The sequence below is a fragment of the uncultured Polaribacter sp. genome, from assembly GCF_947495205.1.
Lineage (GTDB): Bacteria > Bacteroidota > Bacteroidia > Flavobacteriales > Flavobacteriaceae > Polaribacter.
In genome coordinates this window covers 1-14230 of the sequence record NZ_CANLXV010000016.1, presented here as the reverse complement: position 1 = coordinate 14230, position 14230 = coordinate 1, and the positions used below count along the sequence as shown (strand labels likewise).

At 29.3% G+C, this 14230-nt stretch carries 6 protein-coding genes; 5 read left to right on the top strand and 1 reads right to left on the bottom strand.

Annotation, left to right across the window (positions count from 1 at the left end; all coding sequences use genetic code 11):
* Window positions 1-144 precede the first annotated feature (144 nt).
* From Q0762_RS13120 to Q0762_RS13110, 3 genes are all read left to right on the top strand, one after another.
* Complete coding sequence (locus Q0762_RS13120) at window positions 145-3048, top strand: sensor histidine kinase (protein ID WP_298767442.1); 2904 nt, start codon at window positions 145-147, stop codon at window positions 3046-3048.
* A 7-nt stretch (window positions 3049-3055) separates the two neighbouring features.
* Window positions 3056-3808 carry a LytTR family DNA-binding domain-containing protein gene (locus tag Q0762_RS13115; RefSeq protein ID WP_298767440.1) on the top strand — a complete coding sequence of 251 codons (753 nt, stop codon included), beginning with the start codon at window positions 3056-3058 and terminating at the stop codon, window positions 3806-3808.
* A gap of 165 nt (window positions 3809-3973) precedes the next feature.
* Complete coding sequence (locus tag Q0762_RS13110) at window positions 3974-9709, top strand: choice-of-anchor Q domain-containing protein (RefSeq protein WP_298767438.1); 5736 nt, start codon at window positions 3974-3976, stop codon at window positions 9707-9709.
* 84 nt (window positions 9710-9793) lie between these two features.
* On the opposite strand, the gene Q0762_RS13105 is transcribed toward Q0762_RS13110, so the two are convergent.
* Entirely contained in the window at window positions 9794-10432 is a 639-nt protein-coding gene (locus Q0762_RS13105; RefSeq protein ID WP_298767436.1) for a DUF937 domain-containing protein, read from the bottom strand.
* A 123-nt stretch (window positions 10433-10555) separates the two neighbouring features.
* Between Q0762_RS13105 and Q0762_RS13100 the strand changes: the two genes are divergently transcribed.
* Together Q0762_RS13100 and typA are read left to right on the top strand one after the other, a co-directional pair.
* On the top strand, window positions 10556-11884 hold the full coding sequence (locus tag Q0762_RS13100) for a dicarboxylate/amino acid:cation symporter (protein ID WP_298767434.1): 1329 nt from the start codon (window positions 10556-10558) through the stop codon (window positions 11882-11884).
* Between the two features lie 231 nt (window positions 11885-12115).
* Window positions 12116-13888, top strand: a complete 1773-nt coding sequence (typA, locus tag Q0762_RS13095; RefSeq protein WP_298767432.1) for a translational GTPase TypA — start codon at window positions 12116-12118, stop codon at window positions 13886-13888.
* Window positions 13889-14230 lie beyond the last annotated feature (342 nt).

Sequence of the window (14230 nt, the reverse complement as noted above, 5' to 3'; positions counted from 1 at the left end):
TTCAAAATTTTGAAAGACCTTTTTATCTTTCTATTAAAAATGTTTTTTAGTAAAATTTGTTTTCCATTCCGTAAAAGCAACACTTTATAAAGTTTTTTAGTTTCATCATTTTAAATAATAGTATTTTTAATGAAATTTATTTTTTTGAAAAAACATTTACTTTTTATATATTTTATTTTACAAACTTTATTAAGTATTGCTCAGCAACCTGTTTCTATTCATTTAACAGAAAAAGATGGCTTGCCAGACATTGAGTTTTACGATATTTTAGAAGATAAAAAAGGCTTTATTTGGTTGGCAGCAGATAAAGGTTTGTATCGTTATGATGGTAAAACATACAAACTCTTTACGCACCCAAAAAAAAGAGGGCGTTCTTTATTTGGACTTACTTTAGATGATAAAGGTAATGTTTGGGCTAACAATTTAGCGGGGCAATTTTTTTATACAGAAAATGATAGTTTAAGGCTTTTTAAAGATTTTAAAAATATTAAAAATTTAGTAGACTTTTATATTTATAAAAATCATCTAATAATTCAAAATTTTGGTAAGGTTGTTTCTGTAAATATAGATACAAAAGAACAAGTTGCTGTATTAGAAAACAATTCTATTTTATATTTAAAAGATATAAATACGAATCCTAATCCTAATGGTTTTTATTTATATATAAATGATGCTTTAAAATTTACAAAAGATGTTCAATTTAAAAAAACAGAACAACTACATCTAAGCAAGTTGTCAGATTTAAAAGTGCGTGGTTTTCGTAATTTTTTTAGGTATAAGAATACTTTTTATTATTTTTTTAAAACTGAAGTTTTAGCTAATACAGAGCTTTTTAAGTTGGGTACAAAAGACATTAAAAAATTAGAAACTCCTACTAGAATTTCAAATTCGTTTATAAACCATATCTATACGATTCATAATAAATTATGGGTATTAACAAACAAAGGTGTATTTATTTGTTCTTTAGAAAACAATACTTTAAAAATTGAAAAAAGTTATTTTAACAACTTATTCATCACAGATCTTTTAGTTGATAAAAACAATAATTATTGGTTTACAACTTTAAAAAATGGAGTTTTTGTAATGCCTAATTTAGCATTAAAAAAAATAGAAATCCCGGAAAACTTAGGTGTTACAAGATTAGAAAAATTAAATAAAAACGAGCTGCTTTTTGCTACTTTAAAGCATGAAATTTTTAAATATTCTTTAAATACCGATGCATTAGAAAAGAAAAAAATTACATTTAGAAATACCATTTACGATATTGTTTATAACGATGTAACTAAAAATCTTATTGTTTCTGCTAAATTAAAATCTGTATTCATTAATAAAAAAGGAGACAAAAATATATCTAATAAATTAATGGGTACAAAAACAATATCTGAAATAGATGCTAACAAATATTTAATAAGTCAAGCTTTTTCATTATCAATATATGATAAATTTAAAGATACTGTAAAAAATTTAAGAGAGGTTAGGAGTTTTGGTTCTGTTTTAAATAAGAACAAAACAAAAGCTTATGCCAACTTTATAGATGGTTTGGCTACAATTGATTTAGAAACAAATAAATACAAACAAATTCTACATAAAAACAAACCTATTTATGCTTCTAAAATTGCATTAAGTAAAGATAATATTGTTTGGGTAGCAACAGAAAATAAGGGCGTATATGGTTTTGATAATGATACCTTACGTTATCAATTTACAAAAGCAACAGGATTAGTATCTAATTTAATAAATGTAATACAACCAGATTATAATACATTGTGGCTAGCAACAGATAAAGGCTTACAAAATTATAACTATAAAACTAAAAAAATTTCTATTTTAAATAAAGAAGACGGCATAGATTCTTACAATATTAATGCAATAGAAGTATTAGCGAATCATGTTTTTTTTGCTTCAAATACGGGTTTGTTCCAGTTTAATAAAGCGCAAATATCTAAAAGTAAAAATATGTTTAAACCATATTTTACCAACATTCGTATTCAAGAAAAAGATACTTTATTAAAAAAAACATATCAATTAAAGCAAACAGAAAGTCAAATAAGGTTTGGCTTTAATACAAATGGATTTCAATCCAATAAATTTGTAAGTTATGAATATCAATTAGAAGGATTTAGCGACAATTGGGTAAAAGTAGAACAAGGTTTAAATTTTGTGAAGTTTAATACCTTACCCGCAGGTAATTTTAATTTTAAATTGCGTGCAAAAAATGTTTATCAAAATAAATATACAACACCCATACAAATTTCTCTAAAAGTACTTTTACCTTTTTATAAAACATGGTGGTTTTTTAGTTTTATTTTTTTAATATCTATAGTATTCATTTGGTTTTTTTTTGATAGAAAAACCAAGCAATTACAGGCAAAACAAAAAAGAGAATTAGAACAGGCAAAAGTAAATCAACAACTCGTTTTTTCTCAATTAGAAAATTTACGTTCTCAAATGAATCCGCATTTTATATTTAATGCGTTAAATTCAATTCAAGATTATATTATTCTAAACGAAAAAAAATTAGCCAGAGTTTTTTTGGTGAAATTTTCTAGATTAATTAGAATCTATTTAGAGCATAGCCAAAAAGCACAAATTTCATTAGAAGAAGAAATTAAGGCACTAAGGTTATATTTAGAATTAGAAACCGATCGTTTTGATGATGGTTTTGAATTTAATATAAATGTTGCTAAAGATTTAGAGCTAAAAGATATTTTAGTGCCTTCTTTATTTATACAACCTTATGTAGAAAATGCAATTAAGCATGGTTTATTGCATAAAAAAGAAAACAAACGCTTGCAACTACAATTTTTTAAAAAAGCTGGTTTTTTAGTTTGTACAATACAAGATAATGGAGTAGGTAGAGCAGCAACTGCAGAAATTAATAAAGAATTACACCCAAAACATGCTTCATTTGCTTCTAGTGCAAACCAAAAAAGAGTAGACTTAATAAATAAAACACAACAACATAAAATTACGTTAGATATTGTTGATTTATACGATGATAAAAACAAACCAACTGGTACAAAGGTGATAATTAATATAAAATTATAAAAAAGCCATGAAAGCGATAATAATTGATGATGAAAAAAGAGCAAGACGCATTTTAAATACGTTAGTTGTGCAAGAATGCACAGAAATTACTACTATTTTAGAGGCAGATAATTTGATGGATGGAGTTGACTTGATAAAAAAAGAAAACCCAGAAATTGTATTTCTAGACATACAAATGCCAAATCATTCTGGCTTACAAATTCTTAATTTTTTTAAAAATGAACCCATAACTTTTCAAATTATATTTACAACTGCTTATGGCCAATATGCTATTGAAGCTTTAAAGATGGCTGCTGTAGATTATTTATTAAAACCAATAGATGTAGATGAATTAAAGCTTGCAGTAGTAAAAGCAACTGCTAAAATGGATGATGAAACCATCAAAGAAAAACTAACCAATTTAGAGTACAATTACCAACAATTGGCTTTAAATAAAATTGCTTTAGAAGTACCCAAAGGCATAAAATTTATCTCTCACGAAGAAATTTTATACTTTGAAGCAGATGGTGCTTACACAAAGGTTTTTTTACAAAATGGTAAAACGGAATTAATCTGTAAAATGCTTAAACATTTTGTAGAACAATTATCAAATAAGCCTTTGTTTTACAAACCACATCGTTCTTATTTAATCAATATAAAATACATGAGTGAAGTTATTAAAAAAGATGGTTTACAGGTAATTATGACAAATAATAAAAGTGTGCCAATTTCTAGAGAACGTAAAGAAAATTTTCTAGCAATGATTAATAATGTATTTTAGAACAACCATAAAATTGTTTTTTTATAAGTTTTTAAATAGAAAGCCAACAGGCTTTCTATTTTTATTTGCAGTTCATTCTTAAAAAGCTGCTGTTCATAAAAAAGTTTAAAATTTAAAGAGCTGTAGGTTTCATATTTGTACAAAATAAATTTTAATAAATTAATTATGAAAACAAGATTACTATTACTATTTCTCTCGCTTTTTACAAGCTGTTTAATGTTTGGGCAAATTCCAACTAATGGATTGCAATCTCAATACACTTTCACAAACGGAGCATTTAATGATGAAACAAATACTACAGATTTAGTTAAAACAGGTACAGCACTAACAAATGTAAATGGTGTTGATGGTTCTACAAATAACGCTGTAAGTTTAAATGGAGATTATTTAAAAAGAAATACACAAGCTTTTAACGATTTTTCAATATCATTTGCCATAAAAACATCTTTAGTAAATGGATCTGTAACAACTATTATAGATCAATCATCTAGAACTACAGATGCTAATGATAATGTAAAGGGTTGGTATGTTTTTATACAAAATGGAAAAATAGGTTTTGCAGGAAATTTAAGCGGAAGTGTTGGGGATACTTCTGGAGGTACTGGTTATAATGGGTTGTCTGGTTATCAAAATGTAATATCTACAACAAATATTGCAGATGGTAATTGGCACCAAGTAACAGTAACTGTAGATGAAAGTACTTTTAGAGGTAGTGGAGCAAGATTTTGGCGTTTTTCTGCACGATATAAAGTGTATATAGACAGAGTTTTAGAAAATAATCAAGAATTTACTATAGGCACTAATCAAAAACAAGCAAATAGTCCTTGGGCAAATAACGCCAATGTAGAAGTAAGTTCTAATAATGATATAACAATTGGTAATAACCATAACGCAACTTTGAATAATAGTTACGCAGGCATTATTGATGAAGTATTAATTTATAATAGAATATTATCGACTTTAGATATTGAGTTAATTGCAGATGCTTCTGGTTTTTGTTTTAAACCCTCATCTGCAAATCTTACCGTACTTAAAGTTGATGCAAATTCAATTGAATTAAATCTTTCAGGAGCAAGTAAATATGATATTGCATATCATAAAGCTTCAGAAACCTTTTTAAATGCTAAATTTTTAAATAATGTAGATGGTGGAGAAATTATTATTCCTTATTTAGAAGCTTCTACGGCATATAATTTTTATTTTAGAAAAATTTGTTCAAATACTCAAAATTCAGAATGGTCAGACCCAATTTCTGCAACTACTTTAACAAGAATATACGTTGATGTAAACGCATCAGGAAATAATGATGGTTCAAGTTGGGCAAACGCACAAACCAATTTAAAAGACGCTTTAGATAACAACTTAAATGCAGAATTTTGGGTAAAATCTGGTACATATATTGCTGGTAATACTGGTAGAAATAATGTTTTTGCTTTAACTGATAAACAAGCTATTTATGGTGGTTTTAACGGAACAGAACTTACTTTAAGCGATAGATTACCTACAACACCAAAAACAATTTTATCTGGAGATATTAACGGAAATGATGACAATACAACCCTATCATTTTCAAATCCAACAAGACTTGAAAACAATCATAGAATAATTGTTATAAATGGAGATAATATAATTTTAGATGGTATAACAATTAGTGGTGGTAATGCAGATTCCTCCACAAATTCTGGCGCTGCAATTTGGGTAAATTCAGGTAATCAAAACCTTACAATTAACAATTGTGAAATTAAAAATAATTCTTGTTTATCTGCAGGTATAATAAGAGCTTTAGATACCAATAACGGAACAAATCTAACCATAACAAACACTAGTTTTAGTTATAATTTTGCAAGACTTGCAACCATATATTATTTAAGACCTGCTAATGGTAAAACATTAAATTTTGAAGGAACAAACAATTTATATTTTAAAAACAAGACATTAGATTCCTCAACAGATTTAGGAAACAATACGCTAACTTGGTTTAGAAATGATACAGGAAATGCTGCAAAAATAAACGCAACTTTTATCAATTCTACTTTTGCAGATAATTCGTTAGAAGCCACTGGAGCCAGTTTTGATTCTCCTATTCTTTCAGTTCCAAGACAAAACATTTTGCCTAATGTTAAAATTTACAATTGTATTTTTTGGGGCAATACAAACAATACAGGAGCAACTACAGTTTCTGTTGGGCGTTTTCAGGGAACTAGTTACAACCATCCAATGGATATTCAAAATTCTATAGATGAAGATGGTTTTTCAAAATATGTAGGTGATACGCAACAAATATTAACTTCAGATCCATTATTTGTAGATACTTCAAATGATAATTTTAAATTAACTGCTACTTCTCCTGCAATAGATTATGGTAATAATTCTTTAATCCCAATAGATATTACAACAGATCTTAATAAAAGAGAAAGAATTTTTAATACTACAGTAGATTTAGGACCTTATGAATTTAATTCTACTACTTTACCAACACAAAGAATTTTATCTAAGATAGCTGATAACGGTTTTATAGTAACAAATCCAAATCCTAATAACGGTTCTTATGATGATGGAGCTGTTGTAACTATTACAGCTAAACCCAAAACAGGTTTTAAGTTTGACAGTTGGTCTGGAGATGTTACAAGTACAGATGCAACCACAACAATTACAATGGATGCAGATAAAAGTATAGTTGCTAATTTTTCTGTTGCAAGAATATTAACTTTAGTTGCTACAAACGGTTCTGTTTCAATAAACACAAGCCCTACAAATGGTTATTATGAAGATAATACACAACTTACTTTAACAGCAATACCAGATGCAGGTTATCAATTTTTTGAATGGACTGGTGATGCCTCAGGAACAACAAACCCTTTAAGTATTACAATGGATGCAGATAAAACGTTGGTCGCAAATTTTATACCAACTCAATATGCATTAAATATCACATCATCTGATGGTACAATTACTACAAATCCAAATCCTACAAACGGAACTTATGATATTGGTACTGTAGTAACTGTTACAGCAACGCCAAATACTGGTGTAAACTTTGTAAATTGGACAGGTGATGCATCAGGAAATTCAAATCTATTAGTAGTAACAATGGATTCAGACAAAAATATTACAGCAAATTATGCTAAAAAGAAAGTTTATGTAGATATAGATGCTACCGGTGGTAATAATGGAACCTCTTGGGCAAATGCTTATACTTCTTTAGCTACAGCTTTAACAGATAATAACGCAGCAGATTTTTGGGTTGCAGAAGGAATTTATATACCTGGTAGTAATAGAACAGATTTTTTCACATTAAAAGAAAGTCAGCATATTTATGGAGGTTTTAATGGAACAGAAACCATGCAATCCGAAGCAAATTCAGTCGTAAATGAAACCATATTAAGTGGTGATATTAACAGAAATGATAATGCTACTTTTAGCACATCAGATGCAAATAGATCAGAAAATAGTTATAGAATAATAAATATAAATGGAGCGAATGTTATTATTGATGGTTTTACTATTTCAAATGCCAATGCAAATGGTTCTTCATCATCAACACAAGAAGGCTCTGGAATTAATGTTAGTGTGAATGCAACATCAGTTAAAATTAATAATTGTAAATTTAAAAACCACACTTTATCTAGAGCAGGTATTATTAGATCTATTGATATTGGAGGCACAATAAATATTTCTATAAAAAATACTGTTTTTGTAGATAATCAGTCTGTTTTTGCAACATGTTATTTTGGTCGTTCAGGTGGTGGTAGTCTAAATTTAAATATTGAAGGTGCTTTAATTACTAATAATACTGCTACAACAAATAGTAACGGTTCTTTATTTTGGTTTAGACAAGATAATGGTGGTTCTCAAACTGCACAAATTGTAAATTCAACTTTTGTGAATAACAACATATTGTCTGGTACACCTATTATTAATTATTTGAATTCTGTACCAACAATAAATATTTATAATTCTATTTTTTGGGAAAATACTAATGGAAATACAACCTTGGTTAACGCTTTACAAAGTGGTACTTTAGGTGTAATTTCTAACTCAATTTCTAATAAGGGGTTTACTGGAAATGGAAATACATCAAATATTTCTACATCAGATCCATTATTTGAAGACTCTGTTAACAGGAACTATATATTAAAATTTAATTCTCCTGCAATTGATACTGGAGATAATAGTTTTGTAACAGTGACCAAAGATTTATTTGGTACAGATCGTGTTCTTAATACAACTGTAGATATTGGTGCTTTTGAATTTGATCCTTCTACAATTATAAATAGAAATTTATCAACTACAGCAACTAACGGAAGTATAACCACTAACCCAAATCCAATAAACGGAGTTTACATAGATGGTACAACTGTGTCGCTAACAGCAACACCAGATGCAGGGTATCAATTTGATGGTTGGTCTGGAGATGCAACAGGAACTACAAATCCGTTAAATATTACTATGGATGCTGATAAATCTGTTACAGCATTATTTAGCAGAATCCAAAGAACATTAACAATTACGGCAACAAACGGATCTGTAAGTACAAATCCAAGCCCTGTAAACGGAACGTATGATGATGGAACAGTTGTAACTTTAACAGCAACACCAGATGCAGGATATCAATTTGATGGTTGGTCTGGAGATGCAATAGGAACAACAAATCCGTTAGATATTACTATGGATGCTGATAAATCTGTTACAGCATTATTTAGCAGAATTCAAAGAACATTAACAATCACTGCAACAAACGGAACTGTAACAACAAATCCAAGTCCTGTAAATGGAACCTATGATGATGGAACAGTTGTAACTTTAACAGCAACACCAGATGCAGGATATCAATTTGATGGTTGGTCTGGAGATGCAATAGGAACAACAAATCCGTTAGATATTACTATGGATGCTGATAAATCTGTTACAGCATTATTTAGCAGAATTCAAAGATCATTAACAATCACATCAACAAACGGATCTGTAAGTACAAATCCAAGTCCTGTAAATGGAACCTATGATGATGGAACAGTTGTAACTTTAACAGCAACACCAGATGCTGGTTACCAATTTGATGGATTTAGAGATGATATTTCTGGAGCAAATTTATTGCTTAATAGTGGTAATCGTTTATCAACAACTATTACTTTAAATGCTGATAAATCTGTTACAGCTTTATTTAGCAGAATTCAAAGAACATTAACAATCATATCAACAAACGGAACTGTAACAACAAATCCAAGTCCTGTAAACGGAACCTATGACGATGGAACGGTTGTAACTTTAACAGCAACGCCAGATGCAGGATATCAATTTGATGGATTTAGAGATGATATTTCTGGAGCTAATTTAGCGCTTAATAGAGGCAATCCTTTATCAACAACAATTACTTTAAATACTGATAAATCTATTACGGCATTATTTAGCAGAATTATTCAAAGATCCTTAACAATTACAGCAACAAACGGAACTGTAACAACAAATCCAAGTCCTGTAAACGGAACCTATGATGATGGAACTGTTGTAACTTTAACAGCAACACCAAACGCAGGTTTTGCATTAGTAAATTGGACAATTGATGGAGCTACTTTAGATAATTCTACATCTGGACCAGCAACTTCTATAACAGTTACTATGGATGCAGATAAAACAGTTGCTGCAGTATTTGATGCAACAGCAAGTGTTGATGATGAATTAATAAACAGTTTTAGTCTTTATCCAAATCCAACAAATAATGTATTAAATATTAGTACAGATTTAGAGATTAAAAAATGTAAAGTGTATAATGTTATTGGTAAAAAGGTTTTACAATCAAAAAGTAAAGAAATAAATGTTACTAATTTACCAAAAGGAATGTATTTAATTCAAATAATAACAGCAAAAGGAAAAAGTGTTACCAAAAAGTTTGTGAAAAAGTAAATTTGTTAATTTTCTCTCAAAAGAAAAGGTCTTTCAAAATTTTGAAAGACCTTTTTAATATATTAAATTTTAGGTTATTTGTTTTTATTTTCCTAATAAACCACCTAACATTCCACCAAGACCTCCAGACTTTTTTTCACTTCCTCCTAAAAACATACCAGCAACATCGTCTATAACACTTCCATCACCATCTGCATCTAATATTTTTTCTAGGAAACTTTGGTCGTTTGAAGCAGAACTTCCGCCTAACATACCACCTAAAAGACCACCTAAACCATTAGAATCGCTTATATTTTGTTCTTTTTTCTGTTTCCCTAACATTCCCATTAACAAAGGAGCGGCAACTTTTAAAATATTACCAACAGAACCAGCATCTAAACCTGCTTTTTGCCCTATAACTTGTTCTACACCTTGTTGTTTAGCACCTAAAACGTGTTTTAAAATTCCTGCGCCATCTTGTTTTACAGATTCATCAACACCACCTCCAAATAAACCACCTAAGTTGTCTAAAATACTACCATCATGTTTGTTTTCTAAAGCGCTTTGCAAGCCTTGTGCACCTTCTGGTGTTGCTGCATTTCTTTGCATTGCTTTCATTAAAACAGGCATAGCCATGGTTAAAACACTACCTGCTTTACTAGAATCTGTTCCTGTAGAACCTGCTACACCAGATACAATTTGTTTTCCTAAGTCACTGTTTAATAAATCTAAAATTCCTGCCATTTTTATGTTTTTATTAATTAATCTATATGTTTTCTAAAAATATGACACAATATACAAATAAAGTCACGTGAATTTTAATTATTTTTTTATCTTTCAAGTCTTATCGAAAATTTAAAATAATTAATGAAAAAATTAGCATTACACTGGAAGATTTTAATAGGAATGGTATTGGGAATCATTTTTGGTTTTATAATGAATACTATTGATGGAGGTAAAAGCTTTGTTACAGATTGGATAAAACCATTTGGTACTATTTTTATAAACTTATTAAAACTAATAGCTGTTCCATTAATTTTAGCTTCTTTGGTAAAAGGAATTTCTGATTTAAAAGATATTTCTAAAATTAAAAAAATGGGTTTTAGAACAATTGGTATATACTTGTTCACCACTATTATTGCTGTTATTATAGGTTTGGGTATTGTAAATTTGGTGCAACCTGGCACAGGTATGTCTACTGAAACCATTTCTAAAATTAAAGAAAAATATGCTACATCTTCTGGCGTTACAGATAAGTTAACAAAAGCTAATGTTCAAAATGATGCAGGTCCTTTACAAGCTTTGGTAGATATTTTTCCAAGTAATATTTTTAAAGCCTTTACAGATGCTAGTATGTTACAAATAATTTTCTTTGCTTTATTTGTAGGGATTTCTTTATTGTTAATATCAGAAAAAAAAGCAAAACCATTGGTAGACTTTTTTGATTCTTTAAATGAAATGGTAATGAAAATGGTAGACTTAATTATGCTTTTTGCGCCTTATGCTGTTTTTGCATTATTAGCAAACGTAATTATAGCTTTTGATGATACAGAAATTTTAATAAAACTAGTATCGTATGCATTTTGTGTAATTGGCGGTTTGTTGTTGATGATTGTTTTTTACCTTACTTTAGTGAGTCTTTACACAAAAAAATCTCCTATCTGGTTTTTAAAACAAATTAGTCCTGCACAATTATTAGCTTTTTCTACAAGTTCTAGTGCAGCAACTTTACCTGTAACTATGGAAAGGGTAGAGGAGCATTTAGGTGTAGACAAAGAAGTGTCTGGTTTTGTTTTACCAGTTGGAGCCACTGTAAATATGGATGGTACAAGTTTATACCAAGGAATTGCCGCGGTTTTTATAATGCAAGTTTTATGGCCAGAAGGCTTAACATTTAGCAATCAATTGGTAATTATTGGTACTTCTGTTTTAGCTTCTATTGGTAGTGCTGCAGTGCCAAGTGCGGGTATTGTAATGCTGGTAATTGTATTAGAAACTATTGGTTTTCCTGCAGATTTTTTACCCATTGGTATTGCACTTATTTTTGCAGTAGATAGGCCTTTAGATATGTGTAGAACTGTTGTAAATGTTACAGGAGACGCTACAGTATCTATGTTAGTAGCAAAATCTTTAGGAAAATTAAAAGAAAATCCGAAAGCAAAAGAGTGGGACGATAATTATGACAACGTAAAATAATCCTTAGCTCTTTGTTTCTAAAGTAATGTCTTACTTATAAATGTAAGTTTTATTGTGATTAGGAATAACTAAGAATATCTACATAGGTTTTTATTGTATTTATTACACTATAATACTATAATTATTGCACAGAATTTATATAGAGTATTTTTTTGTGCATAAATAAACGTCAATAAAACGTTTAAAATGCATAAAAACAACTACTTTTGCACGAAATTTAAGAAATTACCAATGCAAGAAATCAGAAATATTGCAATTATTGCCCATGTAGATCATGGTAAAACAACTTTAGTAGATAAAATTATAGATCAAGCAAAAGTCTTAGACGAACGTAAAGAGCGTACAGATTTATTGTTAGATAATAACGATTTAGAACGTGAAAGAGGAATTACAATTCTTTCTAAAAACGTTTCTGTAAACTACAAAAACACAAAAATTAACGTAATTGATACACCTGGTCACGCCGATTTTGGAGGAGAAGTAGAACGTGTATTAAAAATGGCTGATGGTGTTTTGTTGTTAGTTGATGCTTTTGAAGGCCCAATGCCACAAACACGTTTTGTATTAGGTAAAGCATTAGAATTAGGTTTAACACCAATTGTAGTTGTAAATAAAGTAGATAAAGAAAACTGTACACCAGATTTAGTGCACGAAAAAGTTTTCGATTTAATGTTTGCCCTAGAAGCTACTGAAGAGCAATTAGATTTTGCAACTATTTATGGTTCTGCAAAAAACAATTGGATGTCTACAGATTGGCAAAACGAAACAGACAATATTGTACCATTATTAGATGCTGTTTTAGAATCTATACCAGCAACAAAATACAATGAAGGTACATCACAAATGCAAATTACTTCTTTAGATTTTTCTTCTTTTACAGGAAGAATTGCTATTGGACGTGTTTTTAGAGGCGACTTAGAAGTAGGTAAAGATTATATGCTTTGTAAAGCAGATGGTTCTACTAAAAAAGTAAGAATTAAAGAATTACATGTTTTTGAAGGAATGGGTAAAGCTCAAGTAGATAAAGTTCCTTGTGGAGATATTTGTGCCATCACTGGTTTAGAAGGTTTTGAAATTGGAGATACTATTGCAGATTTAGAAAATCCAGAAGCATTACCAAGAACAGAAATAGACCAACCAACTATGAGTATGTTGTTTACAATTAACAACTCTCCGTTTTTTGGTAAAGAAGGTAAATTTGTAACATCTCGTCACTTAAGAGATCGTTTATTTAAAGAATTAGAAAAAAACTTAGCATTAAAAGTAGAAACTACAGATTCTGAAGATAAATTTAACGTTTACGGACGTGGAGTTTTACACTTATCTGTATTAATAGAAACAATGCGTAGAGAAGGGTATGAGTTACAAGTGGGAAGACCACAAGTAATCATAAAGGAAATAGATGGCGTAAAGTCAGAACCTTATGAGACTTTATCTATAGATGTACCAGAAGACGTTTCTTCTAAAGCCGTAAATTTAGTTTCCTTGCGTAAAGGAGATTTAATGATTATGGAACCAAAAGGAGATTTACAACACTTAGAATTTACAATTCCTTCTAGAGGTTTAATAGGTTTACGTAATAAAATTTTAACAGCAACATCTGGACAAGCAATTATAAATCACCGTTTTTCTGAGTATGGTCCTTATAAAGGAGATTTTACAGAAGAGGTTAAAGGCGCTATTGTTTCTGCTGCTGCTGGTAAAGCAACTGCTTATGCTTTAGACCGTTTACAAGATAGAGGAAAATTCTTTATAGATATTAATGAAGAAATTTATATTGGCCAAGTAATTGGAGAAAATAGTAAATCAGATGATATGGCTGTTAACCTAATTAAAGGAAAACAATTAACAAACATGCGTAAATCTGGTACAGATGATGCTATGAAAATTGCACCAAAAATAGATTTTTCTTTAGAAGAGTGTATGGAATATATTAAAGCAGATGAGTATTTAGAAGTTACTCCAGAAAGCTTACGTATGCGTAAAATTACTTTTAAAGCATAAATTGATATTTTCTGTAAAAACAGAAATCTTATACAATTTAGATTTATAAAAAAGCTCAAGATTTTTTTCTTGAGCTTTTTTTTGTTTTCAAATGATAAATTTAAAGCCATTAAAATTTAGTAGATAGTTTTATACTTTTTTTGCAATAATATATTTCCCTGCTTATTACAAAATAAATTAAATCCTATTTATTTTGCGCTTGTGTTAAAAATGGAAATGAACGTTGTTGTATACGGTTTGTTGCGTGTTTCAAGCACCTAATTTAGTAACCTGAGTTCGATTAATAAAACGCAAGTTGATTAGTATTAACTGTTTGGTATTTTATAGAAGGTTTTTTAGGCA

Bases quoted from the DNA above. Each gene is read 5' to 3' on its own strand.
- Q0762_RS13115 (WP_298767440.1), top strand. From the start codon at position 3,056: ATGAAAGCGATAATAATTGATGATGAAAAAAGAGCAAGACGCATTTTA.
- Q0762_RS13110 (WP_298767438.1), top strand. From the start codon at position 3,974: ATGAAAACAAGATTACTATTACTATTTCTCTCGCTTTTTACAAGCTGT.
- Q0762_RS13105 (WP_298767436.1), bottom strand. From the start codon at position 10,432: ATGGCAGGAATTTTAGATTTATTAAACAGTGACTTAGGAAAACAAATT.
- Q0762_RS13100 (WP_298767434.1), top strand. From the start codon at position 10,556: ATGAAAAAATTAGCATTACACTGGAAGATTTTAATAGGAATGGTATTG.
- typA (WP_298767432.1), top strand. From the start codon at position 12,116: ATGCAAGAAATCAGAAATATTGCAATTATTGCCCATGTAGATCATGGT.